The organism is Mesorhizobium sp. M1365 (assembly GCF_040317865.1).
Classification (GTDB): Bacteria; Pseudomonadota; Alphaproteobacteria; order Rhizobiales; family Rhizobiaceae; genus Mesorhizobium.
Map to the genome: position 1 here is coordinate 43,691 of NZ_JAMYLG010000021.1, position 23,921 is coordinate 67,611.

At 62.5% G+C, this 23,921-nt stretch carries 27 protein-coding genes and 1 pseudogene; 17 read left to right on the forward strand and 11 right to left on the reverse strand.

The genetic code is table 11. From position 1 onward, the window contains the following. Nucleotides 1-55: 55 nt before the first annotated feature. The gene (locus NKH04_RS21280) at nt 56-463 is read right to left on the reverse strand and encodes a hypothetical protein (protein ID WP_023674396.1); all 408 of its coding nucleotides are present in this window, start codon (nt 461-463) and stop codon (nt 56-58) included. Nucleotides 464-580: 117 nt separating this feature from the next. Between NKH04_RS21280 and NKH04_RS21285 the strand changes: the two genes are divergently transcribed. The 3 genes from NKH04_RS21285 to NKH04_RS21295 all read left to right on the forward strand — a co-directional run bounded on the left by NKH04_RS21285 (nt 581) and on the right by NKH04_RS21295 (nt 1,783). Then, the gene (locus NKH04_RS21285; RefSeq protein WP_352473629.1) at nt 581-1,006 is read left to right on the forward strand and encodes a MarR family winged helix-turn-helix transcriptional regulator; all 426 of its coding nucleotides are present in this window, start codon (nt 581-583) and stop codon (nt 1,004-1,006) included. Between the two features lie 79 nt (nt 1,007-1,085). After that, nucleotides 1,086-1,328: a type II toxin-antitoxin system Phd/YefM family antitoxin gene (locus NKH04_RS21290; protein ID WP_352473667.1), complete on the forward strand. Its 243-nt coding sequence runs from the start codon at nt 1,086-1,088 to the stop codon at nt 1,326-1,328. Between the two features lie 17 nt (nt 1,329-1,345). Further along, a complete protein-coding gene (locus tag NKH04_RS21295; RefSeq protein WP_352473630.1) occupies nt 1,346-1,783 on the forward strand; it encodes a type II toxin-antitoxin system VapC family toxin in 438 nt (145 codons plus the stop codon). Between the two features lie 11 nt (nt 1,784-1,794). On the opposite strand, the gene NKH04_RS21300 is transcribed toward NKH04_RS21295, so the two are convergent. Further along, nucleotides 1,795-3,867, reverse strand: coding sequence for a putative bifunctional diguanylate cyclase/phosphodiesterase (locus NKH04_RS21300; RefSeq protein ID WP_352473631.1), 2,073 nt, complete (start codon nt 3,865-3,867; stop codon nt 1,795-1,797). A 265-nt stretch (nt 3,868-4,132) separates the two neighbouring features. On the opposite strand from NKH04_RS21300, the gene NKH04_RS21305 reads away from it, so the two are divergent. The 3 genes from NKH04_RS21305 to NKH04_RS21315 are packed head-to-tail and all read left to right on the forward strand — an operon-like array spanning nt 4,133 to nt 7,045. After that, a complete protein-coding gene (locus NKH04_RS21305; protein WP_352774953.1) occupies nt 4,133-5,320 on the forward strand; it encodes a glycine C-acetyltransferase in 1,188 nt (395 codons plus the stop codon). Nucleotides 5,321-5,368: 48 nt separating this feature from the next. Then, nucleotides 5,369-6,403: an L-threonine 3-dehydrogenase gene (gene tdh, locus NKH04_RS21310; protein ID WP_352452270.1), complete on the forward strand. Its 1,035-nt coding sequence runs from the start codon at nt 5,369-5,371 to the stop codon at nt 6,401-6,403. 18 nt (nt 6,404-6,421) lie between these two features. Next, nucleotides 6,422-7,045 (forward strand): DUF4304 domain-containing protein, encoded by a 624-nt coding sequence (locus NKH04_RS21315; protein ID WP_353044893.1) that lies wholly within the window; start codon nt 6,422-6,424, stop codon nt 7,043-7,045. 30 nt (nt 7,046-7,075) lie between these two features. Here the strand turns inward: NKH04_RS21315 and NKH04_RS21320 are convergent, their stop codons facing one another. Then, nucleotides 7,076-7,513: a MarR family winged helix-turn-helix transcriptional regulator gene (locus NKH04_RS21320; RefSeq protein ID WP_352473669.1), complete on the reverse strand. Its 438-nt coding sequence runs from the start codon at nt 7,511-7,513 to the stop codon at nt 7,076-7,078. A gap of 154 nt (nt 7,514-7,667) precedes the next feature. Here NKH04_RS21320 and hmgA point away from each other — a divergent pair, with 154 nt between their 5' ends. The 7 genes and pseudogenes from hmgA (at nt 7,668) to NKH04_RS21355 (ending at nt 12,407) form a co-directional block, all read left to right on the forward strand. Next, nucleotides 7,668-8,981: a homogentisate 1,2-dioxygenase gene (gene hmgA, locus NKH04_RS21325; protein WP_352922647.1), complete on the forward strand. Its 1,314-nt coding sequence runs from the start codon at nt 7,668-7,670 to the stop codon at nt 8,979-8,981. Nucleotides 8,982-8,991: 10 nt separating this feature from the next. Next, nucleotides 8,992-9,891: an MBL fold metallo-hydrolase gene (locus NKH04_RS21330; protein ID WP_353044894.1), complete on the forward strand. Its 900-nt coding sequence runs from the start codon at nt 8,992-8,994 to the stop codon at nt 9,889-9,891. Nucleotides 9,892-9,939: 48 nt separating this feature from the next. Further along, a complete protein-coding gene (locus NKH04_RS21335) occupies nt 9,940-10,962 on the forward strand; it encodes a fumarylacetoacetate hydrolase family protein (RefSeq protein WP_353044895.1) in 1,023 nt (340 codons plus the stop codon). Next, nucleotides 10,959-11,252, forward strand: coding sequence for a hypothetical protein (locus NKH04_RS21340; RefSeq protein WP_352617748.1), 294 nt, complete (start codon nt 10,959-10,961; stop codon nt 11,250-11,252). Before NKH04_RS21335 ends, NKH04_RS21340 begins: the two co-directional genes overlap by 4 nt. A gap of 4 nt (nt 11,253-11,256) precedes the next feature. Continuing rightward, on the forward strand, nt 11,257-11,805 hold the full coding sequence (locus NKH04_RS21345) for a DinB family protein (RefSeq protein ID WP_353044896.1): 549 nt from the start codon (nt 11,257-11,259) through the stop codon (nt 11,803-11,805). 50 nt (nt 11,806-11,855) lie between these two features. Continuing rightward, nucleotides 11,856-12,109 (forward strand): annotated as a pseudogene (locus NKH04_RS21350) (BrnT family toxin). Continuing rightward, nucleotides 12,096-12,407 carry a BrnA antitoxin family protein gene (locus NKH04_RS21355; protein ID WP_353044897.1) on the forward strand — a complete coding sequence of 104 codons (312 nt, stop codon included), beginning with the start codon at nt 12,096-12,098 and terminating at the stop codon, nt 12,405-12,407. The pseudogene NKH04_RS21350 and the gene NKH04_RS21355 overlap by 14 nt, the downstream one beginning before the upstream one ends. Nucleotides 12,408-12,426: 19 nt before the next feature. Here NKH04_RS21355 and NKH04_RS21360 read toward each other — a convergent pair whose 3' ends face one another. Together NKH04_RS21360 and hppD are read right to left on the reverse strand one after the other, a co-directional pair. Next, nucleotides 12,427-12,651, reverse strand: a complete 225-nt coding sequence (locus NKH04_RS21360) for a type II toxin-antitoxin system Phd/YefM family antitoxin (RefSeq protein ID WP_353044898.1) — start codon at nt 12,649-12,651, stop codon at nt 12,427-12,429. Nucleotides 12,652-12,701: 50 nt separating this feature from the next. Further along, nucleotides 12,702-13,814 (reverse strand): 4-hydroxyphenylpyruvate dioxygenase, encoded by a 1,113-nt coding sequence (gene hppD, locus NKH04_RS21365; protein ID WP_352971331.1) that lies wholly within the window; start codon nt 13,812-13,814, stop codon nt 12,702-12,704. A 141-nt stretch (nt 13,815-13,955) separates the two neighbouring features. Here hppD and NKH04_RS21370 point away from each other — a divergent pair, with 141 nt between their 5' ends. Next, nucleotides 13,956-14,423 (forward strand): Lrp/AsnC family transcriptional regulator, encoded by a 468-nt coding sequence (locus NKH04_RS21370; protein WP_352501458.1) that lies wholly within the window; start codon nt 13,956-13,958, stop codon nt 14,421-14,423. A gap of 113 nt (nt 14,424-14,536) precedes the next feature. Here the strand turns inward: NKH04_RS21370 and NKH04_RS21375 are convergent, their stop codons facing one another. The 4 genes from NKH04_RS21375 to aztA all read right to left on the reverse strand — a co-directional run bounded on the left by NKH04_RS21375 (nt 14,537) and on the right by aztA (nt 17,651). Then, a complete protein-coding gene (locus tag NKH04_RS21375; RefSeq protein ID WP_352699058.1) occupies nt 14,537-14,875 on the reverse strand; it encodes a protein tyrosine phosphatase family protein in 339 nt (112 codons plus the stop codon). Nucleotides 14,876-14,997: 122 nt separating this feature from the next. Then, a complete protein-coding gene (gene aztC, locus NKH04_RS21380; protein ID WP_352473647.1) occupies nt 14,998-15,939 on the reverse strand; it encodes a zinc ABC transporter substrate-binding protein AztC in 942 nt (313 codons plus the stop codon). A 24-nt stretch (nt 15,940-15,963) separates the two neighbouring features. Further along, nucleotides 15,964-16,839 carry a zinc ABC transporter permease AztB gene (gene aztB / locus NKH04_RS21385; RefSeq protein WP_352457155.1) on the reverse strand — a complete coding sequence of 292 codons (876 nt, stop codon included), beginning with the start codon at nt 16,837-16,839 and terminating at the stop codon, nt 15,964-15,966. Continuing rightward, nucleotides 16,839-17,651, reverse strand: coding sequence for a zinc ABC transporter ATP-binding protein AztA (gene aztA / locus NKH04_RS21390; RefSeq protein ID WP_352922669.1), 813 nt, complete (start codon nt 17,649-17,651; stop codon nt 16,839-16,841). The genes aztB and aztA overlap by 1 nt, the downstream gene beginning before the upstream one ends. 211 nt (nt 17,652-17,862) lie before the next feature. Between aztA and NKH04_RS21395 the strand changes: the two genes are divergently transcribed. Further along, the gene (locus NKH04_RS21395; RefSeq protein WP_023674415.1) at nt 17,863-18,207 is read left to right on the forward strand and encodes a RidA family protein; all 345 of its coding nucleotides are present in this window, start codon (nt 17,863-17,865) and stop codon (nt 18,205-18,207) included. Nucleotides 18,208-18,612: 405 nt separating this feature from the next. On the opposite strand, the gene hutC is transcribed toward NKH04_RS21395, so the two are convergent. Together hutC and NKH04_RS21405 are read right to left on the reverse strand one after the other, a co-directional pair. Beyond that, nucleotides 18,613-19,374, reverse strand: coding sequence for a histidine utilization transcriptional repressor HutC (gene hutC, locus NKH04_RS21400; protein WP_353044899.1), 762 nt, complete (start codon nt 19,372-19,374; stop codon nt 18,613-18,615). Continuing rightward, a complete protein-coding gene (locus tag NKH04_RS21405) occupies nt 19,371-20,723 on the reverse strand; it encodes a formimidoylglutamate deiminase (RefSeq protein WP_353044900.1) in 1,353 nt (450 codons plus the stop codon). The genes hutC and NKH04_RS21405 overlap by 4 nt, the downstream gene beginning before the upstream one ends. A 98-nt stretch (nt 20,724-20,821) precedes the next feature. Between NKH04_RS21405 and hutI the strand changes: the two genes are divergently transcribed. Together hutI and hutH are read left to right on the forward strand one after the other, a co-directional pair. After that, on the forward strand, nt 20,822-22,057 hold the full coding sequence (hutI, locus tag NKH04_RS21410) for an imidazolonepropionase (protein ID WP_353044901.1): 1,236 nt from the start codon (nt 20,822-20,824) through the stop codon (nt 22,055-22,057). Next, nucleotides 22,054-23,589 (forward strand): histidine ammonia-lyase, encoded by a 1,536-nt coding sequence (gene hutH, locus NKH04_RS21415; RefSeq protein WP_353044902.1) that lies wholly within the window; start codon nt 22,054-22,056, stop codon nt 23,587-23,589. The genes hutI and hutH overlap by 4 nt, the downstream gene beginning before the upstream one ends. Nucleotides 23,590-23,921 lie beyond the last annotated feature (332 nt).

Sequence of the window (23,921 nt, forward strand, 5' to 3'; positions counted from 1 at the left end):
GCACGCCGCCGGCCATCGCCGGGCACCGTACGATCTTGCGATTGCGGCAGGACGCTCAAAACATCCTGGCGGTGGCCATGCAGAACACGGTGATGACCAGCAGGCCGCCGGCGATGCGTTCGCCCTTTGTCATCTTGGCGCGCAACTGGGTTTGCTTCGCCGCATCAGCGCCGGCCAACTGCCTGCTGGCGGAACCCACCAGCGCGCCCTGAACCCCGGCGGCGATTAACGCCGTCAAGATGCCGAGCGCCAAGACCTTCTCCATCGAGCCGAAAGAGCCGTTGTGGAAGAAATACCACAGCAGCAAGCCGGTGAGGAAAACCACGCCGGCTGCGCCCATTTGCGGCCGGAAGAAACGTTCCGCCCTGATCTCCGGTTCGCGGGCGACCGCGATGGTGGTGCCGGCCCAGAACACGCCCGCCATGACGTGAAGGCCGAGGACGATGATGTAGACATATTGCATGACCGCATTTCCTCTCTTGCCCACCGCCAGGCATATCGATAGATATCAAATGATTAGATGTCAACGCATAAGCTCGAGCCGGTTCCATAGGCTTTGCCCTTGTTCTAGTGTCGGATCATGACACCCTTTGACCGCCCGCCGATCGGGATGAATCTCGCGCGCACCGCCAAGCTGGTTGCGCAGGCTTTCGACGCTGCCTTGGTCGAGGCAGGCGGCACGCTGCCGGTCTGGGTCACGTTGCTGTCGGTCAAGTCGCGGGAGCTGGCCAACCAACGCGAGCTCGCCGGCATGATCGGCATCCGGGGCGCAACGCTGACCCACCACCTCAACGCCATGGAGACGCAAGGCCTGCTGATGCGCCGCCGCGATCCCGAGAACCGCCGGGTTCACCAGGTGGAGCTGACCCAAGCCGGAGAAGCGCTGTTCCTGCAATTGCGCACCGCCGCGTTAGCCTTCGACAAGCGGCTGCGGAAAGGACTGTCCGACGACAGGCTGGCAGAGTTTGCACAGGTGCTGGCCGCGTTGCGGGCCAATGTCAGTTGATACCGATTGGACCGCAACCCTTGTTCCAAGCCGTCTGCAATGTTATATGACCATGGTAGTCATATGCGAGGGTGGCAACATGCGCGAAATTCAGTTGAAAGACGCCAAGGCGACGCTTTCGGCAGTCGTCGATCAGGCAGTTGCAGGAGAGCCTGCCATTATCACACGCCACGGTCGGAAGCAGGCCGTCATCCTGTCGTTCGAAGATTATCAGCGGCTGTCTCGGGTGCCGAGCTTCGGGCGGCTGCTGGCGGCTTTTCCCGGGGACAAGGACGACATTCCGCCCCGTTCCCGTAAGCCGGCTCGCAAGGTTGCGTTGTAGCGCGGCGACCAGCCCTGATGTTTCTGCTGGACACCAACATCATCTCGGCAATGGCTCCAGCCAGGAAGGTTGATCGGGCGGCGCTGATGGCATGGCTCGATATGGCGAGCGAATACCTGTTCCTATCCGTTGTGACTGCGTCCGAAATCGCGGCGGGGATAGCGAAGGCGGAGCGCGACGGCGCGACCACAAAGGCCGCGCTGCTACGCGACTGGTGGCAGGCAGTCGAGCACCTTTACGGGGCAAGGATTCTGCCCTTCGATTTGCGAGCCGCGCATGCCGCGGGTTCTATTCTTGATCGCGCAAGGGCTCATCGGCCGGGATTTGAAGATATAGCGATTGCTGCTACGGCCGAGGTTCACGGCCTGGTGATACTGACGGATAACGAGCGTCATTTCGCACCACTTGGGGTGCCGATGCTCAATCCGCTGAGAAACCTGCCGCCATTGCAGTAGTTCCGACTTTCCTACGCCCGGCAGCCCTGCAGCACCGTCAGCCTGGCCTTCTTGGGCGTTCGCGCCACCAGCCATTCGCGCACGCTGTCCGGCGGCATCGGGAAAGCGATGGAATAGCCTTGCACCTGGTCGCAGCCGATCGCCATCAGCGAATCGAGCTCGGCTTCGGTTTCGGCGCCCTCGGCAACGATCGAGATGCCGAGACCGCGGGCGAGCTCGGTGAGGGCACGCACGATCTTGGTGTTGCCGCTGTTCTCGTTGATGTTCTGGACGAACCGGCGGTCGATCTTCAGCCGATCGATCTCGTTTGGATTGACATGGCTGAGCGATGCGTAGCCGGTGCCAAAATCATCGAGCTCGAGATGGATACCGGCGGCGCGAATGTGCCGCAGCTTTGCCGCGATACCGGTCTTCTCGTCGTCGAGGATGACGGATTCGACGATCTCCAGCGACAGTTTGTGCGCTGGCAGGCCAGCCCTCTCCAGCATGTCGAACAGGAAGACTTCGAAATCTGTCTCGCGCAGCTCCGAGCCGGATACATTGACGGCGATCCGTCCGAAGGCGATGCCTGCGCGGTTCCATTCGGCTGCTTCGTCGATCGCCTTGGCGATGACGATGCGGCCGATCTCGGGCATGAGACCGCATTTTTCCGCGATCGGAATGAACTCGCCCGGCGCGATCATGCCGCGCTCGGCATGTCTCCAGCGAACCAGAGCCTCGATGCCGCTGATGGCGCCGTCCGACAGCGAGACTTGCGGCTGGAAATAGACTTCGAACGCCTTCTCCGAGATAGCGGTCCTGATATCGAGCTCGAGCTGCTTGCGATAATCGAGTTCGTGCCTCAGCTCCTCGGAGAAGAACGACAAGCTGCCGCCGCCCTGCTTCTTGGCGGAATACAGCGCCAGATCGGCATGGACGAGCAGATCCTGCGCATTGTCGGCGTCGACAGGGTAGACCGCAATCCCGGCACTTACGCCCGGATGGATTGTCGTGCCTCGAAAGACGATCGGCTTGTTGAGCTTGGTCAGGATGCGCCGGGCGACGGTATCGATGTCCTCGGTGCTGCCGGCACCGTTGAGAATCATGACGAATTCATCGCCGCCGAGCCGCACGTTGAGATCCGACGTACGGCACGAATCACGCATGCGCTGCGCAGCCGCCACCAGCACATAATCGCCGGCGGCGTGGCCGAACGTGTCGTTGATCTGCTTGAACCGGTCGAGATCGAACTGCACCACGGCAACCCGTTCACGCCGTCGCCGCGCGGCATTGATCAGCGTATCGAAATGCTCGGTCAAAAAGGTGCGGTTGTGCAGGCCGGTCAGCCCGTCATGCACGGCGATAAAGGCCATGGAATTGCGCGCATCGACCAGCTCGCGCGTCCTGCGCAGGATGGCATTCGACATTGGCCTGAAAATGAAAAGCGCCACCAGCACGATGACGCCGATGGTCGAGTAGAACAATGTGCGGTTAAGATCGAGAAGTGTTTCGGATCGCTGGTCTGCAAAGGCACTGATGCGCTGGCCAAGTGCGGCATAGCCCGACAATGTTGCGTTGGCAACGGAAGCGTTCAGGTTGACGCGCTCCTCTCCGCCTTTGTAGCCACCATTGCCGGCCATGTTGAGCCGCGATTCGAATGACGAGATCAGGCGTTCGCCGTTGGCGATAAGCCCGACCGAGAAATAGTCGAGATGGTACGGCTTGGCGAAAAGTACGCTCTCGATCGATCTCGGATCGAACCTTGCCGGCGACGCCGGATCGGCGGCGGTCCGTTCGAGCAGCAGATCGTAGTTCTCCTCGAACTCCACCGTCGCTTGCTTGAGCGCGCTAACCAGGGCCGGCTGCTGGTCGCGTGAGGCGGTACCGGTGGCGCCGGCAAGGAAGACGATGCGCTGCGATAGGGCTTTTTGTGTGCTGACCACATCGAGCAGTGCCTGGTTGTGCTGCTGGGCCGCCATCATCTGCTGCAGCAGGATGAAGGAGGCCACGACCATGGCGGCGATGATCAGCAGAGCCAGCCAGTAGCCGGATTTGATCAGGAGTATGAGCCTGCCCGAAACGGCGTGCACCGGCTGCTGTGACATTTTCTGAGGCGGCCCTCTCGCCAACGAATTCTTGTGCGACAACCTTTGGCTTCAAAGTGTTAACAGGTTTGGGACGGCAGCATGCCGGCGGCGGCGACCGTGGCGAGAAACCCGCAAAGTGGTTATTGCAATCTTTCGCGGCGCCTCCGCATTTGAACATCGTGGCCTCTGCCGTGCCATTGCCGCCACCGAAGCGGTCGCTTTTGCGATGGATTTTTCGTCCGCGCGGCGCGACAGTCCTCATCGATCTCAACAGGGCCTGATCATGACCGAAGCATTCCTTTCCCACATCGACAGCGAGCTTGAAGGACTGAAATCGGCCGGCCTTTACAAATCGGAACGGGTGATAACCTCGACCCAATCGGCCGAGATCGAGGTCGGCGGCGAGAAGGTGCTGAATTTCTGCGCCAACAATTATCTCGGCCTCGCCGACAGCGCCGAACTGCGCGAGGCGGCCAAGCAGGCGCTCGACCGGTACGGCTACGGCATGGCATCCGTGCGCTTCATCTGCGGCACGCAGGAAGAACACAAGCAGCTCGAGGCGACCATTTCTGACTTCCTCGGCATGGAGGACACCATCCTCTACGGCTCCTGCTTCGACGCCAATGGCGGCCTGTTCGAGACGCTGCTCGGCGAGGAGGATGCGGTCATCTCCGATGCGCTGAACCACGCCTCGATCATCGACGGGGTACGGCTGTCGAAGGCAAAGCGCTTCCGCTACGCCAACAACGACATGGCCGATCTGGAAGCGCGGTTGAAAGAGGCGCGCGACTGTCGGTTCCGGCTGATCGCCACCGACGGCGTGTTCTCGATGGATGGCATCATCGCCAATCTGAAAGGCGTCTGCGACCTCGCCGACAAATACGATGCGATGGTCATGGTCGACGACAGCCATGCTGTTGGCTTCGTCGGCAGGAACGGCCGTGGCTCGGCCGAACATTGCGGCGTCGAGGGCAGGGTGGACATCATCACCGGTACGCTGGGCAAGGCATTGGGTGGCGCGTCCGGCGGCTACACGTCGGGCAGGAAGCAGGTGGTCGACTGGCTGCGCCAGCGCTCGCGCCCCTATCTGTTTTCCAACACGCTGATGCCGGCGATCGCTGGCGCTTCGATCCGGGTTTTCGAGATGATCCGCAATGGCGATGCGTTGCGCCAGCGCCTATATGCCAATGCGGCGCGGTTTCGCTCCGAGATGGGCAAGCTCGGTTTTACTCTGGCCGGCGCCGACCATCCGATCATCCCGGTGATGCTGGGCGACGCGACGCTGGCGCAGGAAGTGGCGGCGCGGATGCTGAAGCGCGGCATCTATGTCATCGGCTTCTCGTTCCCGGTGGTGCCGAAGGGCCAGGCGCGCATCCGCACGCAGATGTCGGCCGCCCATTCCGGCGCCGACATCGAACGCGCGGTTGGGGCGTTCGCCGCAGTCGGTCGCGAACTCGGCGTGATTTCCTGAGCGGCCGGATCAAGAGATTCAAGCGACTAAGGTTCTGGGGACAAAAGAATGTCGAACATGATGAAGGCGCTGGTCAAGGCCAAGGCCGAGCCGGGCATCTGGATGGAAGAAGTGCCGGTGCCGGAAATCGGTCCGAACGACGTGCTGATCAAGATCAGGAAGACGGCGATCTGCGGCACCGACGTACACATCTACAATTGGGACCAGTGGGCGCAAAAGACCGTGCCGGTGCCGATGGTAACCGGCCATGAATTTGTCGGAACCGTCGCCGATTTCGGCACGGCGGTGACCGAGTACAAACTCGGCCAGCGGGTTTCCGGAGAAGGCCATATCGTCTGCGGCCATTGCCGCAACTGCCGGGCGGGCAGGGGGCATCTGTGCCGCAACACGCTCGGCGTCGGCGTCAACCGGCCGGGCGCCTTTGGCGAATACCTTGCGATCCCGCAGCACAATGTCGTGCCCATCCCCGACGATGTGCCGGACGAGATCGCCGCCATCTTCGATCCCCTGGGCAATGCCGTCCACACGGCCTTGTCTTTCGATCTGGTCGGCGAGGACGTGCTGGTCACCGGCGCCGGGCCGATCGGCATCATGGGTGCACTGGTGGCGCAGTGCGTCGGCGCGCGAAAAGTGGTCATCACCGACATCAACCCGGTGCGCCTGGCACTGGCGAAAAAGCTCGGCGTCCAGCATGTCGTCGATGCGTCGAAGGAAAAGCTGCGCGACGTCATGCCGGCGCTCGGCATGACCGAGGGTTTTGACGTCGGCCTCGAAATGTCGGGTGCCGCACCTGCCTTCCGCGACATGATCGACACCATGAACAATGGCGGCAAGATTGCCATTCTCGGCATCGCGCCGACCGGCTTCGAGATCGACTGGAACAAGGTCATCTTCAAGATGCTGCATCTGAAAGGCATCTACGGCCGCGAGATGTTCGAGACCTGGTACAAGATGATCGCGCTGGTGCAGGGTCCTCTCGATGTCAGCGGCCTGATCACCCACCGCATCGGCATCGACGACTATATTTCGGGATTTGAGGCGATGAAGAGTGGCAATTCCGGCAAGGTGGTGATGGATTGGTGAGGCATATAGGGGTGCAAGATGGCGGATAGTGAGCACGGTCGCATCATTGCCTCGCAGGCAAAGATCGTACTGAAGCCCGCCGGATTTCAACGCAAAGGGAAGTCTCGAATCTGGATCGCCGATCGCGGCTTCTGGCTAAGTGTAGTCGAGTTCCAGCCCAGCTCTTGGTCCAAAGGCACTTACCTTAACGTAGCAGTCCACTGGCTCTGGGGTTCGCTCCCTGAAACAGTTACCTTCGATCGTCCTCAGCGCATTGGACAGTTCGTTCCGTTCGAGAGCCCGGCACAGTTTCTGCTCGCGGTTGATCAAATGGCCAAGAAGGCCGTCGAAATCGATCGGGTTCACCGATCAATGTTCCCTTCCGTGCAGGCGACAGCGACAATCCTCGTGAATGAATTGCAGCCGGGCGCCTACGGCGAGTGGGCGGCCTTCCACGCCGGGGTGGTGGCCGGTTTGGCTGGTGATTTTGAAACGGCAAGGCGGCTGTTTGAAAGCGCTCAGAGACATGCGGCTTCGCAGGCGCAGCTTCTCTTGGGCTACATCGATGATCCGATAGCATTTCGAAGCCGTGTCAGAGGCTTCATTGTAGCCGAACGCGCCTACTACGGTCTAGGAGCGTTACCTGCCGCAATAGCGATCTGATTTCTACGACGGTCAAACCCATGGAGGATTTCAACCCACTGTGAGTTTTGCCTCCAGCGCCGCTACCCCACTGACAATCGCCGCCCGCTCTTCCGCACCAAGCCTCTCCAGCAGCTCGCGCTCGAACTCCTTCGCCAGCGGCACCATTTCGCGATAGGCGGCAAGCCCCGCTTTGGTCAGCGTCAGATGCTCGACGCGACGGTCTTTCTCGTCTGGCGTGCGGGTCAGCCAGCGGCGCCGCTCGAGTTCGGCGACCGCGCGCGAAACCTTGGTCTTGTGCATGGCCGATTGCTCGCCGAGCGCCGTCGCCGTCATCGTGCCGTGCTGTCCAAGTCCCGCAAGCGTGCGCCATTCGGGCCGGGTCAGGCCGTGGCGGTCCTTGTATATCCTTGAGAATTCGCGGCTGACGGCATCGGCAAGCCGATAGAGCCGGTAAGGCAGGAAGGATTCCAGCTCGAGAATTTCCATGGTTGGCCCTGACTGGGCATGCTGGCGGCTCATGCCGAAATCACCGTTGATGGTTACATTTTCAATGGTTACAAATGAAACCGGTATGGTCAACTCGGAGCATCTTTGCGGATGCGCAAACGATGCTCCGAGACCATGAATTCGGGAGGATTCCATGGCCTATTCCTACATGCCGGGTTTCGGCAACGACTTCGAGACCGAGACTCTGCCGGGCTCGCTGCCGCAAGGGCGAAACTCGCCGCAGCGGCCGGCCTACGGCCTCTATGCCGAGCAGCTTTCGGGCTCTCCTTTCACCGCGCCGCGCGGCACCAATGAGCGCTCCTGGCTTTATCGGATAAGGCCGAGCGTCAGGCACACCGGTCGCTTCAAAGCGGCGAATTATCCGCTTTGGAAAAGCGCGCCGAACGTCGGCGACCATCAGCTCGCACTCGGCCAGTATCGCTGGAGCCCCGTGCCGATGCCGAAGGAACCGACCGATTTCATCGCCGGCATGCGCTCGATCACCACCGCCGGCGACGTGCTCGGCCAGACCGGCATGGCGGCACACGTCTATGTCGCCAATCGCTCGATGGTCGACGATCATTTCTTCAACGCCGACGGCGAGTTGCTGGTCGTGCCCCAGGTTGGAGCCTTGCGCTTCGTCACCGAGATGGGTGTTATCGAACTCAGGCCGGGCGAGATTGCCGTGCTGCCACGCGGCCTGGTGTTCAAGGTCGAACTGGTCGATCCGCAAGTGCGCGGCTATGTCTGCGAAAATTACGGCGCCAAGCTGACGCTGCCGGATCGCGGCCCGATCGGCGCCAATTGCCTGGCCAATCCGCGCGATTTCAAGACGCCCTGCGCCTGGTTCGAGGACAAGGACACGCCCTGTCGGCTGATCGCGAAATGGTGTGGCCAGTTCCACGTCACCGAGATTGATCATTCACCGCTGGATGTGGTGGCGTGGCACGGCAATTATTCGCCCTACAAATATGATCTTGCGACCTTTTCGCCGGTCGGTGCGATCCTGTTCGACCACCCCGATCCGTCGATCTTCACCGTGCTGACCGCGCCGAGCGGCGAGGAAGGCACCGCCAATATCGATTTCGTCATCTTCCCGCCGCGCTGGCTGGTCGCCGAAGATACGTTCCGCCCGCCCTGGTATCACCGCAACATCATGAGCGAGTTCATGGGCCTGATTCATGGTCAGTACGATGCCAAGGAAGAGGGCTTCGTGCCCGGCGGCATCAGCCTGCACAACATGATGCTGGCTCACGGACCCGATGCGTCTGGTTTCGAAAAAGCCTCGCGCGCGGAGCTGAAACCGGTCAAGCTCGACAACACCATGGCCTTCATGTTCGAGACGCGCTTTCCGCAAATGGTGACCCGCTATGGCGCCGAGCTCGAAACCCGGCAGGACAATTACATCGACTGCTGGGCCGGCCTGAAGAAGCGCTTCAACGGCACGCCAGAGGGCGACTGGTCTTGAGCGCCGTCGCGTGACGGATCGTCTGGTGCTTCTGGGTTCGAAGGGTGGCCCGGCGCTGCGGCCGGGCGGCCCGTGGCCGAGTTCGTCGCTGCTGGAGATTGGCGGCCGCACCATCGTCGTCGATTGCGGGCTGGGCGTAACGCGCGGGCTGACCGATGCCGGCATCAGCCTGAAGGCGCTCGACCTGATCTTCATCACGCATTTGCACTCCGACCATGTTCTGGAACTCGGACCTCTCATCCACACCGCCTGGACCGCCGGCCTGGCGGCGCCCGTCACTTTGTTCGGCCCGCCCGGCATCGGCCATTATTGGCAGCGCTTTTGCCAGGCGATGGAGTTCGACATCGAGATCCGCATCGCCGATGAAGGCAGGCCGGATCTCCGCGACCTGGTCTCGATCGTCGAATTTGGTGAAGGCCAGGTGGCCGAAGAGCGCGGTCTCAAAATATCGGCGCTGCGTGTCGACCACCCGCCGGTGACGGACTGCTTTGCGCTGCGCTTCGATCATGCGGGGCAAGGCATCGTCTTTTCGTCGGATACGGCGTTCTTTCCGCCATTGGCGGATTTCGCCGAGGGCGCCGACATTCTGGTCCACGAGGCCATGCTGGAAGTGGGTATCGAGCGGCTGGTCGCGAAGACCGGCAACGGCGCAAGGCTGAGGGAACACCTGCTTGCCAGCCACAGCTTTGCCGAGGAGGCGGGCCGCATCGCCAGCGACGCAGGCGTCAAAAGACTGGTCGTCAACCACCTCATTCCGGCCGACGATCCCGAGATCGGCGAAGCCGACTGGATTGCCGCCGTCAGGAAAACATGGGCCGGCGACTTGACGATCGCCCGCGACGGCCTTGTTGTGAGGCTGGAGCATGATCCCGAAAAGTGGGAACCGGTTTTCGGAAGAGATCATGCGTAGAACAAAAAATCAAAGCAGCGCCAAAGCTGCGCCAGGAGAGGAAACCGCATGAAGCTTGCCACATTGAAGGACGGGACGCGCGATGGAAAGCTCGTCGTCGTCTCGCGCGACCTGACGCGGTTTACCGACGCTTCGTTCCTGGTGCGGACGCTGCAGGCCGCACTCGACGACTGGCATCGCATCGCGCCGCATCTCGCTGCCATGGCCGAATCGCTTGAGAATAATGCGGTGCCGTCTGTCCGCTTTCACGAGCATGACGCCCATTCGCCGCTGCCGCGCGCCTATCAATGGGCCGACGGCTCGGCCTATGTGAACCATGTCGAGCTGGTGCGAAAGGCGCGCGGCGTCGAGATGCCGCCAAGCTTCTGGACCGACCCGCTGATCTACCAGGGCGGCTCAGACTCCTTTCTCGCACCGCGCGACCCGATCCGGATGGCCGACGAGGCCTTGGGCATCGATATGGAAGGAGAGGTCGCCGTCATCGTCGACGATGTGTCGATAGGCGCAAGCCTCGATGAGGCGCGGGCGGCGATCCGGCTCGTCATGCTGGTCAACGATGTAACGCTGCGCGGCCTGACCGGACCCGAGCTCGCCAAGGGGTTCGGCTTCTACCAGTCGAAACCGTCATCGGCCTTTTCGCCGGTTGCGGTGACGCCGGACGAGCTGGGCGATGCTTGGGACGGCGGCAAGGTCAGCCTGCCGCTGCTGGTCGATCTCAACGGCAAGCCGTTCGGCCGGGCGAACGCCGGCATCGACATGACCTTCGACTTTCCGGCGCTGATTGTTCACGCCGCAAAAACGCGGCCGCTGGCCGCCGGCACCATTATCGGTTCGGGCACCGTCTCCAACAAGCTCGACGGCGGGCCGGGCAAGCCTGTCTCGGCGGGCGGCGCCGGCTATTCCTGCGTCGCCGAGCTGCGTATGATCGAGACCATCGAAACCGGCGAACCGAAAACGCCGTTCCTGCGCTTTGGCGATAGCGTGCGCATCGAGATGAAGGACAGGGGTGGGCATTCGATCTTCGGCGCCATCGAGCAGAGGGTCGAGAAGTACGAGGGGGCAAGAGAATGACGGGCGAGACATTCTATCTACTGTGCGGTGTCTGGGCCCTTGTCATGCTGGCGATCTTCATCCTGGCGATCCGCCTGAGCTATCGCATCGAGGCGCGCTCGCCAGGCCTGACCAACCGCAGCGGCTTTCCGCGCAAGGCGATGATGTTTCACACCGTCACCAACACGAATGTCGCGCTGGACCAGGAAACGCAAGCCATGCGGCGGCACATGATCGGGCTGCTGCTAATTGTTTTGGCTGGGTTTGCGCTTCTATGGGCGGGTGTGTCGCTATTCCGGGTCGCGCCGTGAAGTCATGGACCTGCTGAACCATTTCCGGCGCATGGCAGCCAACAATCTGTGGTCCAACGACCGGCTCTACCGCGCCGTGCTGCAGCTTGAGCCCGGCGAATTCGAAGCCGAACGGACGAGCTTCTTTCCGTCGATCAAGGCAACGCTGAACCACATCCTGGCGGTCGATCACCTCTATCTCGATTTTCTCGAAGAGGGCGGCGTCGGCGCCGCCGCCCATGACGATTTTGTGCCGTTCAATGATGCCAAGGCGCTTTTTGTTGCACAGGCGGAGGCCGATCGGCGGCTGATCGCCTTTTGCGACCGCCTGTCGGCGGACGATCTCGAGCGCCGCGTTCTCACCGACCGGCGCGAGGACGGCATGATACCGGAACGGATCGGCGATCTGCTCGCCCATCTCTTCATCCACGACATCCATCATCGCGGCCAGGTGCACGCGATGCAGTCCGGCACCTCGGTGAAACCGCCGCAACTCGACGAGTTTTTCCTCGATTATGATCTGACACTCAGGAAAGCCGAGGTCGAGAGGTTGGTGCTCGAAGGTCGCAATTAGTTGTAGTTACGAAAATTATTGACTTAATTATTGTAGGTACATAAATTCTGATGAAGATCGTTTGGGACGAACCAAAACGGTTGGCCAACATTGACAGGCACGGCTTGGATTTTGCGGCGCTTGATGACGAGTTTTTCTTGCCTCGACAATCCGCACTGCCAAGGCCGGACGTCTCATGGCAATTGGCCGGATCATCGATGGCATCGTTGCGGTGGTTGCCCGGCTCGGTTCCGAGGGCATCTCGATAATTTCGATGCGCCCGGCAAGTCCCGCGGAAAGGAGATTGTTCAATGGCAAAGCGTAACGTGCGCACCGAGTTCGAAGCTGGTCGCGGCTACAGCAAAGAAGACTGGGAAGCCGTTTCGGAGAATCCGGAATGGACAGAGGAGGATTTTCGAAACGCTCGTCCTTTCGCCGAAGCGTTCCCTGAGCTTGCCGAAAGCATTCGCCGTTCGCGCGGCCGGCCGGCTCTCGATAATCCGAAGAAGCAGGTAACACTCCGTCTCGACAGTGACGTAGTCGCCCGCTTTCGTGCCGGCGGCCCCGGCTGGCAGAGCCGCATCAACGACATTCTGCGCAAAGCCGCCGGCCTCGCCAAATAGACGTTTGCCTGTGACAGCGTCATTTGGCATACCCGTCCCATTCGGGACCGAGTTCGTCAAAATCGTCGGCAATCCTGATTTTGCCCTTCATGGCGCCGATGCGAGGGAGGGACTCGGGCACGGCCGGCGGCACGAGGCGAGCCGCGACTTTGCCGTAACGGGTAATCACAATCTCTTCGCCAGCTTCCGCGCGGCTGACGAGTTCCGACAATCTTGCCTTGGCCTCTGCGATTGGAATGTTCATGGCCAGAGTCTGAGCTACTACTGACCGAATCGCAAGAAGTCTGGTGCAGCCTACTCCGCCGCCTGCACCTTCAGCACGCCGCGCTTGATCTGGTCCTGCTCGATCGATTCGAACAAGGCGCGGAAATTGCCCTCGCCAAAGCCTTCGTCGCCCTTCCTCTGGATGAACTCGAAGAAGATCGGGCCGATCACTGTCCTGGAAAAGATCTGCAGCAGGATCTTGGTCGTGCCGCCGTCGACGACGCCTTCGCCGTCGATCAGGATACCGTGCTTCTTCATGCGCTCGATCGGCTCTTCATGGCCGTTCACGCGGGCATAAGACATGTCGTAATAGGTCTCCGGCGGGCCCGGCATGAACTTCAGGCCGTTGGCGGCGAGCCTGTCGGTGCCGCCGTAGATGTCGTCGGTGCCGACGGCGATGTGCTGGATGCCCTCGCCATTATACTTCTTCAGATATTCGGCGATCTGGCTGGTCTCGTCCTTGGACTCGTTGAGCGGAATGCGGATCTTGCCGCAGGGCGAGGTGATGGCGCGGCTGACCAGGCCGGTGATCTTGCCGTCGATGTCGAAGAAATGGATCTGTTTGAAGCCGAACAGGTCGCGATAGAAATCCCACCATTTGTCCATCTGGCCGCGATAGACATTGTGGGTGAGGTGGTCGAGGTAATAGAAGCCGACGCCTTCCGGCTTCGGGTCACGCTCGCCCAGCCAGTCGAACTCGGCATCATAGGCCGAGCCCTTCTCGCCGTAGGTTTCGATGAAATAGAGCAGAGACCCGCCGATACCGACGATCGCCGGCACATCGAGCGTCTTGTCGTTGCCTTCATAGGGCGTCGCGCCCTTGGCCACCGCGTGATCGAAGGCATGCCTTGCATCGACCACCCGCCACGCCATCGAGGCGGCGCAAGGGCCGTGTTTGTCGACGAATTTCATGGCATGCGAGCCGGGTTCGGCATTGACGACATAGTTGATGTCGCCCTGCCGCCAGACGGTGATGTCCTTGCTGCGGTGCTTGGCCACCGGCACATAGCCCATGCGGGTGAACAACTCGGCGAGCTTTTCCGGCTTGGCATGCGCGAATTCGACGAACTCGAAGCCGTCGGTACCGGCGGGATTGGTTTTGCTGATCGTGGCGGGCGGTGCGTCGTGCGGGAAGGGACCCATGGCAGTGTCCTCCAAAGCTGTTGTTGGCCGGGAAAAGCCATCTCAACACAATGATAACGCGGACGCGGTGCATGGTGCTTGCATTCAAACGCTTGAAATGATCAGATAATGCGTGAATTGTGCATATGTTTGGAAAAATCCATGGATGACGCGCGCATCGACCGGTTTGACCGCAAGGTAATGGCTCTGCTGCAGGGCGATGCACGGCTGACCAACAACGATCTGTCGGAACGGGTGAACCTGTCGGCGTCGCAATGCTCGCGTCGTCGCCAGCGGCTAGAGGAGGACGGCTATATCAAGGGCTACCGGGCGGTGCTCGACCGCGACAAGCTCGGTTTTTCCCTGGTCAATGTCATCTCGGTGACGCTCGCCACCCACAACCGCGACAATGCGCGGCGCTTCGGCGAATTGGTGGCGCGGCTGCCGCAAGTGCAGGAAGCGCACGCGCTGACCGGCGAGATGGATTATATATTGAAAGTGGTGACGCCCGATCTCAAATCATTGTCGGAATTCGTCAACGGCGTGCTGCTGCCGCACGAATCCGTGCAGCATGTGAAGACGGCGATTGTGCTTGAGACATTGAAGGAAACCGGCGCGCTGCCGATTTAGCCCAGACGGCTTTTCGTTAGATATGGCGGAGGGACAGCACCCAGGACAGAGGGGGGTGTGAAGGATCGCCACAGTGCGGAACTTGACTTCTTCCGCTCGGAACGTGAGGCCGTTCACCCCTTCGACTGCTTGATCAGCCCATAGAGATTGGTGCAGCGGGCGCCGGAACGGCAATAGGCGAAGACCGGGCCATCAAGCTCATCCAGTGCCTCGGCCTGGTCCTCGACATTCTCGGCCGTGATCTGGCCGCTGATGACAGGGATGTAGCGGAAGGCGAGCCCGGCGCCCTCGACCGCCGCCTTGACGGTGTCGGCCGATGGCTGGCCGGGCTGCTCGTCGTCCGGCCGGTTGCAGATCACGCTCTTGAAGCCGGCGGCCTTGATGGTGGCGACATCCTCGGGCTGGATCTGGCCCGAGACCGAATAGTCCTCGCTGATCTGACGGTATTCCATGGCGGTGTCCTCGCAATCTGGTTAGCGGCAGTCTTGCCACTCCCTGACCCGGTCGGCAACCGCCATTAGACAGAAATCCGGCCGGGCAATTTCAGCCCGACCGGATGGAGTGACTAGACAGCTCAGCTGCCGAGGATCGCGCCTTTGATCTGGGCGATGTTGTTGTGCATCAGGTCGATATAGGTCGCGGCCGGGCCGTCGGGCTGCGACAACGCATCGGAATAGAGCGTGCCGCCCACCTTGATGCCGGTCTCGCTGGCGATCTGCTCGATCAGCCGCGGGTTGGTGATGTTCTCGACGAAGATCGCCGCCGCCTTGTCCTGTTTCACCTGGCTGACCAGCTTGGCGACGTCGGCGGCGGAGGGCTCCGACTCGGTCGACACGCCTTCCGGGGCCAGGAACGTCAAGCCGTAGGCCTGCTCGAAATAGCCGAAGGCGTCATGCGAGGTGATGACGACGCGCTTCTCCTGCGGGATCGACTGGATCGCCGCCTGCACTTCGCCCTCAAGCGCCTCGAGCTTTTGCGTATAGGCGGCTGCATTGGCCTTGTAGCTGTCGCAACCCGCAGCGTCGGCCGTGCAAAAGGCGTCGGCGATGTTCTTCACATAGATCTTGGCATTGGCGATCGACTGGAAGGCATGCGGGTCGGTGACCGTCTTGCCGCCATCGGTTTCCGCGCCTTCGGCGGCATCGGCCTCGGCGAATTCGGGTTTGAAATTGATCGGCGTGACCCCCTTGGTCAGCACGGCAATCGAAGCCTTGGTGGCGCTGGCGTCGACCAGGCGCTGCAGAAAACCTTCGAAATGCAGGCCGTTGACCAGCACGATGTCGGCCTTGGCCATCGTCACAGCATCGGCGGGGCTCGGCTCGTAGACGTGGGCGTCGCCGTCAGGCCCGACGATGGTGGTCAGATCGATGCGGTCGCCGCCGACATTCTTGGCGAAATCGGCGATGATCGTGAAGCTGGCGACCACCTTCAACGGCTCTGCGAAGGCCGAAGATGCGCCAAAGGCGGTTAATGTTATAACGCTCACGGCCAAAGCGGCGCGGATCGATTTCAGCATGGACTAGGTTCTCCTTTGTTGGGATCAGGCAGTTCTGTGGCGGTGATGGACGATGCGGGCGCGCAGGATGCCGCGCGTGCCGAACAGGATCGAGGCGAAATAGACGACGCCGGCGGACAGGATGATGGCCGGGCCGGACGGCAATGACGCATGGTAGGACAACAGCAGCCCGGCAATACAGGAGGCAAAGCCGATTACTGTGGCCAGCACGCACATCGGCTCGACGCGCGAGGTCCAGAAGCGGGCCGCCGCTGCCGGCAGCATCATCAGCCCGACCGACAGCAAGGTGCCGAGCGCCTGGAAGCCGCCGACGAGGTTGAGCACGACGAGGCCGAGAAAGATGAAATGCACCGGGCTGCCCATCCGGCTGACCGAGCGCAGGAACAAAGGGTCGAGGCATTCGGCGACCAGCGCCCGCCAGAAGATGGCGAGGCTGACCAGCGTCACCACGACGATGCCGCCGATCAGCGTCAGCGCCTCGTTGTTGAGCGCCAGCACGGTGCCGAACAGCACATGCATGAGATCGACGCTGGAGCCGCGGATCGACACCATGAGCACGCCGATGGCCAGCGAAATCAGATAGAAGGCCGCCATCGAGGCGTCCTCGCGCTGGATGGTGAAGCGCGAGACGGCGCCGGCGCCGAGCGCCACGATGATGCCGGCGATCAGTCCGCCGATCGTCATCGGCAGGATCTCCAGGCCATAGAACAGGAAGCCGGCGGCGGCACCCGGCAGGATGGCATGCGCCATGGCATCGCCGGACAGGCTCATGCGCCGCAGCATCAGGAACACGCCGACCGGGCAGGCGCCGAGCGACAGCATCATCGAACCGGCAAGCGCCCGCTGCATGAAGGCGTAGTCGGCGAAAGGAGCGACGAACAGACCGTAAAGCACCTCCATCATGCCGCCCTCGGCCCGGAGCCGTGATAATGGTCGTGGTCATGGCCGTGCTCGTGGCCACTGTGCTCGTGATCATGCTCGCCGGGCTCACACCATGGCGCGTTGTCCTCCCAGGCTTCGTGGAAGCGGCGCGCGCGCAACAGATTCTCCGGCTGCAGCGTCTCCCTGGTCTCGCCCCAGGCGATCGGCTGGCGCGCCAGGAGCAGTGTTTCGGGGAAATTCTGCCGCACCAGATCGAGATCGTGGACCACAACCATGATCGTGCGCTCCTCGCCGTGCCAGCGCTTGATCAGCGCGATCAGGTCGCCGACCGTCTTGGCATCGACGGCGTTGAACGGCTCGTCGAGCAGGATGAGCTCGGCATCCTGCAACAGCACGCGGGCAAACAGCGTGCGCTGCAGCTGGCCGCCCGACAGTGTGTCGATCGGCCGCTTCTCGAAACCGCCTAGGCCGACGGCCATCAGCGCCTTGCTGACCGAGTCGCGGTCTTCCCTTGTATAGCGGCCGAGCATGCCGCGCCGCGGCCACAGGCCAAGCGAAACCAGGTCGACGACCCGGGCCGGAAAGGAGCGGTCGAGCTCCGATTGCTGCGGCAGATAGGCGGCGCGTACGCCGGGCGCCCGGATCACCGTGCCGGCCATCGGCTTCAGGACGCCGACAATGCCCTTCATCAGCGTCGACTTGCCGGAGCCGTTGGCGCCGACGACCGCCGTCAGCGATCCCTTGCGGATTGTACCATTGAGGTGGTGGACCGCAGGATGGCTATTGTAGCCCAGCGTCAGGTCGCGGAAGGTCAGGCAGGTTTGGCTCATGTGACGATCCATGGGGCGATGATCGGTGCTGCAGGGGCGGATTCGATATGTGATGTTATTACATTAGTCAACAAGCCAATCGGGCGGAATTGCGGCCCGGCCGTCTTGTTGTGTGCTTTGGCTTGGCTCAAGAAGTTCCACTCGAGCGGCCTTGCCCCCGGCGAACCCGGCCCCTAAACAGGCGCAGCGACAAGAGGAGAAGGAATATCCAATGAGCATTCGTCGTATCGATGTAGGCCCGCGCATGAGCCAGATCGTCATCCACGGCAACACCGTCTATCTGGCCGGTCAGGTCGGCAAGCCGGGCGGAAACGTCGGTGCCCAGACCAGGGACATTCTGGCGGCGATCGACGAATTGCTGGCCAAGGCCGGCACCGACAAGACCAAGATCCTGCAGGCGATCATCTGGCTGGCCGACATGAGCACCTTTGCCGAGATGAACGCGGAGTGGGACAAATGGGTACCGCAAGGCAACACGCCGGCCCGCGCCACCGGCGAAGCCAAGCTTGCCGGACCGGAATATCTGGTCGAGATTATTGTTACCGCGGCGATTTGAGGCGCGGCTCCTAACCCTCCCCCTCAAGGGGAGGGTCGGCGAGTAGTCGGAGCGAAGCGGAGACTGCGAGACTGGGTGGGGTCGGCGAGGTTGCACCGACCCCAACCCGCGTCACAAATGCCGCCATGCGGCAATTTGCTCCGCGACCCTCCCCTTGAGGGGCAGGGCTATCGCAGATGGAAAGCCGAGGCTTTCGCTCTACGACGTACCCCCACCCCTAGCCCCTCCCCACAAGGGGGAGGGAGACTTTCGTTGGCGCTGACCTCGGCAAATTGCCTGCCTTTCGGCGCCAAAAGGGGAAGTAAGGGCGGGCGGCAGCGTTCCCTCCCCCTTGTGGGGAGGGTTAGGGTGGGGGTCCATCTTCGTAAGAATCCAAATGCGATTGCCCTGCCTTGAGGGGGAGGGTTACCCCCTTGACGGCGTGAACCGCGCCACCAGCGTGTGGTTCTCTGCCGCATAGGTGAAGCGGACATGGGTGACGGGGTGCTCGGCGCTCCATGTCCGCCGCTCGATCACCAGACACGGCGCACCGGTCTCGATGTCGAGCGCCGCCGCGATGTGCTTTTCGGCGGCAACGGCGCGAATCCGATGCTCGGCGGCACTCCACGGCACGCGCCCGATCAGCCACGGACCGGGCGCCGTGTCGAAAAACGCCTCTTCGGCAGCCTCCGGCACGGCGGCCAGGTTGATCAGCCGCTGCTCGTGGGCGAACGGCCGCTTGCCGGCGAAATGCCGGCATTCCAGCACCAGCACGGGCCCGGCGACGTCGAGTTCCAGCAGGGCGCGGTCGTCGGCGCTGCTGCGCCTTCTGTTTCGCGCCATGCGCTCGTAGCGGTAGGGCAGGCCAAGTGCCTCGACCTCGATCCGGATGTCGTGGATTTCGAGAACGGCTGCCTGCGACTGCGGCTGGCGGACAAAACTGCCCGAGCGACGCCGGCGCTCGATCAGCCCGGCCTTGGCCAGTTGCGACAGCGCCTTGTTCACTGTCATGCGCGAACATCTGTATTCGGCCGTCAGTTCATGCTCGAACGGGATGCGGTGGCCGGGCGCCCAGGCACCCGACAGGATCCGTTCGCTGATGTCCGACAGGATGCGCTGGTGCAGCGAAAGAACCTCGCCGCCGTCCGCGCTTCCGGAATCCGCGCTTATTGTCCCGATCATGCTCATGCCGAAAGCGCCGTTATCACCTTGCGGAAGCGCTCGGCGATGGCATCGCGCCTGGCGTGCATGCCGCCGCTGACCAGTTTCCTGCCATGCACCCAGACGCAATCGACCTTGGTGCCGTTGGCAAAAATCCAGGCATCAAGGATTGCATCGCCCGTCTTGCCGGCCAGCGATGGATGCTTGCCGTCGAGCGAGACGAAATCGGCCGAGGCACCTGCTGCAATCTGCGAGAGGCCGGCGCCCAGCGCGGCACTGCCGCCATCGAGCGCGGCATCGAACAAAGCACGGCCGGTCGAGCCGCCGGCCACCGCCAGCACGTTGCGGGCGCGGTGGGCGAGGCGCTGCGAATATTCGAGCTGCCGCAACTCGTCCGGCAGGCCGATCAGTACGTTTGAATCCGAGCCGATGCCGAAGCGGCCGCCATGCTGCATGAACAAGGACGCGGCAAAGGTGCCGTCGCCGAGATTGGCCTCGGTGATCGGGCAGAGACCGGCAACGGCGCCGCTTTTCGCCAAATCGGTCGTCTCGGTGTCGGTCATGTGGGTGGCGTGGATGAGACACCAGCGCCGGTCGACCTTGGCGTTGGCAAGCAGCCATTCGACCGGCCGCGCCCCGGACCAGGCAAGGCAGTCCTCGACCTCCTTCATCTGCTCGGCGATGTGGATGTGGATAGGCCCCTCCGGCGCCATCACCGTGATGTTTTCCAGTTCCTCCGGTGTCACCGCACGCAGGCTGTGCGGGGCGACGCCCACGACGCCTTGATTCAGCGCGCGAATGGATTCGCGGCATTTCTCAACAAGCCGCGAGAACTGGTTCATATCGTTGATGAACCGGCGCTGGCCTTCATTTGGCGCAGCGCCGCCGAAAGAGGAATGCGCGTAGAAGACGGGCAGCAAAGTCAGCCCGATGCCTGTCTCGGACGCTGCGGCAACGATGCGCTGCGCCATCTCGGCGATGTCAGTATAGGGCCGGCCGTCACGGTCGTGGTGGAGATAGTGAAACTCGCCGACGCGCGAGAACCCGGCCTCCAGCATCTCGACATAGAGCTGGGCCGCGACCGCCTCGACCTGGTCCGGCGTCATCGACAGCGCGAAACGGTACATCACCTCGCGCCAGCTCCAGAAACTGTCGGCGGAAGGGCCGCGCAATTCAGCAAGGCCGGCCATGCCGCGCTGGAAGGCATGGCTGTGCAGGTTCGGCATGCCGGACAAAAGGATGGCACGGCGCTCGTCGCCAGGCAGGAGCGAGGTATTCGCCTCGACCGTGGCGATCCTGCCGTCGGAGATGACGATCCGCACATTGCTGTGCCAGCCGTCGGGCAGAAGCGCCTGTTCCGCAAAGATTGCTGTCACGTTTTTCTCCAAATCCCGGTCTGCCGTGCGATGATAGCGCTTGCAGTGCCTTTTCATATGTATATACATAATCGTCACCTATTGAAACGGAAAAGATGATGGCTGCAGAGAGCAAAAGCCGGGCAGGGGAGGTTCGCCTCTGGCGCAATGCGCGCCTCGCGACCATGGCCGAAAGCAGCCCCGGGTCAGGCGTTGTCGAGCACGGTGCAATCGCCGTGCGCAACGGCCGGATCGTCTATGCTGGGCCGCAAGCCGACATGCCGGCAGCACTTAGCAAAGGCGCCGAGGCGATCGACTGCGAAGGCCGCTGGATCACGCCCGGCCTGATCGACTGCCACACTCATCTGGTCCACGCCGGTAACCGTGCCAATGAATTCGAGATGCGGCTGGCCGGCGCTAGCTATGAAGAGGTTGCCAAGGCCGGCGGCGGCATCGTTTCCTCGGTCAAGGCACTGCGCGCCGCCAGCGAGGACGAGCTGGTCGCCCAGTCGCTGCCGCGCCTCGATGCGCTGATCGCCGAAGGCGTCACCACCGTCGAGATCAAATCCGGCTACGGTCTCGACCTCGAAAACGAGCAGAAGTCACTGCGCGCCGCACGACGGCTGGGCGGTGAGCGGCCGGTGACGGTCAGGACCACTTTCCTCGGCGCTCATGCACTGCCGCCCGAAGCAAAAGGCGACAAGGACGCCTTTATCGATCTTGTCGCCAACGAGATTTTGCCGGCCGTCGCTGCCGAGGGCCTGGCCGATGCCGTCGACGGTTTTTGCGAAGGCATTGCCTTTTGGCCGGAGCAGATCGCCCGCGTGTTCGATGCCGCGAAGGCGGCGGGCCTGCCGGTCAAGCTCCATGCGGACCAGCTGTCCAATCTGCATGGCGCCGAACTTGCGGCGCGCTATGGTGCGCTATCGGCCGACCACCTCGAATACACCGACGAGGCGGGTGCGGCGGCGATGGCGAAGGCCGGAACCTTGGCGACCATCCTGCCCGGCGCCTACTACTTCATCCGCGAGACCAAGAAGCCGCCGATCGCCTTGTTTCGCCAGCATGGCGTCAGGATGGCCGTTGCCACCGACAACAATCCCGGCACGTCGCCGCTGACCTCGCTGCTGCTGACCATGAACATGGCCGCGACGTTGTTCGGCCTGACCGTCGATGAATGCCTTGCCGGGGTTACCCGCGAGGCTGCCCGCGCGCTCGGGCTGCTTGGACAGACCGGTACGCTGGAGGCCGGAAAATCCGCCAATCTGGCGATCTGGAACGTCGAGCGCCCGGCCGAACTCGTCTACCGCATGGGCTTCAACCCGCTGCATGCTCGCATCTGGAGGGGACAATGACCGAACTCAAGCTAAGGCCGGGCAATGCCACGCTGGCCGATTGGCGCGCCATCTATCGCGGCGCCGCACTGAGGCTCGACGATGCCTGCCGGCCGAAGATCAAGGCCAGCGCCGAGGCCGTCGCCAGGATCGTTGCCAAGGGCGAGCCGGTCTATGGCATCAATACCGGCTTCGGCAAGCTGGCCAGCGTCCGCATCCCCACCGCCGATCTGGAAACGTTGCAGCGAAACATCGTGCTGTCCCATGCTGCCGGCGTCGGCGAGCCGATGCCCGTCGCAATCTGCCGGCTGATGATGGCGCTGAAGCTGGCCAGCCTGGCACAGGGCGCCTCCGGCGTGCGGCCGCGGACGATCGAACTGCTCGAGGCGATGCTGGCCAACGACGTTATCCCCGTGGTGCCGGCGCAAGGCTCGGTCGGCGCTTCCGGCGACCTTGCGCCGCTGTCGCACATGACCGCCGTGATGATCGGCGTCGGCGAGTGCTTTACCCCGCATGGCCGCTTTCCCGCCAAGGTCGCCTTCGTTTCGCACGGCCTGGAGCCGGTGACACTGGGCGCCAAGGAAGGCCTGGCGCTGCTCAACGGCACCCAGTTTTCGACCGCCTATGCGCTTGCCGCTTTGTTCGAGGCGGAAGTGCTCTACCAGTCGGCACTGGTCGCCGGCGCGCTGTCGACCGATGCCGCCAAGGGCTCCGACGCTCCGTTTGATCCACGCATCCATCTGCTCAGGAAACATCGCGGCCAGATCGAGACGGCCGAGGCGTTGCGCAATTTGATGGCCGGCAGCGCCATCCGTGAATCGCACCGCGTCGGCGACGAGCGTGTGCAGGATCCGTATTGCCTGCGCTGCCAGCCGCAGGTGATGGGCGCAGCACTCGACGTGCTCCGCAAGGCCGCCGAGACGCTCGGCACCGAGGCCAACGGCGTCACCGACAATCCGTTGATCTTTGCCGAGGACGACTCCGCACTTTCGGGCGGCAATTTCCATGCCGAGCCGGTCGCCTTCGCCGCCGACATGATCGCACTCGCCGTCTGCGAGATCGGCTCGCTGTCGGAGCGGCGCATCGCCATGCTGGTCGATCCGGCGCTGTCGGGCATGCCGGCCTTTCTCACGCCCAAGCCGGGTCTGAATTCCGGTTTCATGATCCCTCAGGTCACGGCGGCAGCACTGGTTTCTGAAAACAAGCAAAAGGCCTATCCGGCCAGCGTCGATTCGATCCCGACCTCGGCCAACCAGGAAGACCATGTCTCGATGGCGGCGCATGGCGCGCGCCGCCTCATCGGCATGGTCGAGAATGCGACGGCCGTCATCGGCATCGAATTGCTGGCCGCCGCGCAAGGCTGCGATTTCCACGCACCGCTGGCCTCGAGCGCGGCACTGGAGGCGGTGCGCCGGCTGGTCAGGGCAGAGGTGCCCCATCTCGACAACGACCGGCACTTCCACCCCGACATGGAGAAGGCCATCGCCATGATACGCAGCGGCGCGGCGGTCGAAGCGGCAAGCGCGGTAAAGCTGCCGGGGGTGACGTCGTGAGACGGTTCACCGTCACAGGCCGCGTTCTGTCGCGCCCCCCTCTGTCCTGCCGGACATCTCCCCCTCCAGGGGGGAGATTGGCTGTCGTCTCGGCTTTCGCCAATCTCCAGCGTTGCAGGACTGAGCGAGGCGCCGAAGCTGCCAATCTCCCCACTAGAGGGGGAGATGTCCGGCAGGACAGAGGGGGGCGCTGTCCCGCCAACCTCAGCCCGGCAACACCGAAACTTTCAAATCCAGAAACAAAAAACCCGCCTCAAAGGCGGGTCGTCGGGCCGAATCAGCACCATACCGAATTTAGTAGCATAGCTGCCGGCACAAAGCAAGAACAAAAT